Annotated in this window: 1 protein-coding gene; it reads left to right on the top strand. The window is 73.0% G+C overall.

Translation table 11 applies throughout. The features are described 5' to 3' along the window. Window positions 1-77 precede the first annotated feature (77 nt). Window positions 78-826, top strand: a 749-nt coding sequence (locus ACFW6D_RS06525; protein WP_379325414.1) for a WD40 repeat domain-containing protein, incomplete at its 3' end; no start/stop codon positions are given.

Below are 826 nucleotides of genomic sequence, written 5' to 3'. Positions count from 1 at the left end.
CCCTGCTGGCCACCAGCAGCCGCGATGGCACGGTGCGGTTATGGGACCCGGTCACCAGCCACCCACACGGGGCACCCATGACCGGCCACACCGACAGGGTGTGGGCGCTGGCGGCGGTGGCGCTACCCGATGGGCGGACCCGGCTTGCTTCGGGCGGCGACGATGGCACGGTGCGGTTGTGGGACCCGGTCACCGGCCACCCGGTCGCGCCACCCTTGACCGGCCATACCGACGGGGTGTCGGCGGTGGCGGCGGTGGCGCTACCCGATGGGCGGACCCTGCTCGCTTCGGGCAGCTACGACCGCACGGTGCGGTTATGGGACCCGGTCACCAGCCACTCAGTCGCGTCACCCCTGACCGGCCACACCGACAGGGTGTCGGCGGTGGCGGCGGTGGCGCTACCCGATGGGCGGACCCTGCTGGCCACCGGCAGCCGCGATGGCACGGTGCGGTTATGGGACCCGGTCGCCGGCCACCCGGTCGCGCCACCCCTGACCGGCCATACCGACTGGGTGTCGGCGGTCGCTGCGGTGGCGTTGCCCGATGGGCGGACCCTGCTCGCTTCGGGCAGCGACGATCGCACGGTGCGGTTGTGGAACCCGGTCACCGGCCACCTGGTCGGGGCACCCTTGACCCGCCACACCTACTTGGTGAGAGCGGTGGTGGCGGTGGCGTTGCCCGATGGGCGGACCCTGCTCGCTTCGGGCAGCGAGGATGGCACGGTGCAGTTGTGGGACCCGATCACCGGCCGCCCACACGGGACACCCATGACTGGCCACACCAGCGGGGTGACGGCGGTCGCTGCGGTGGCGTTGCCCGATGGGCG

The organism is Nocardia sp. NPDC058705, from assembly GCF_042749305.1.
Classification (GTDB): Bacteria; Actinomycetota; Actinomycetes; order Mycobacteriales; family Mycobacteriaceae; genus Nocardia.
Note: the sequence above shows the minus strand (reverse complement) of the source record. Positions and strands in the feature narration are given on the sequence as shown.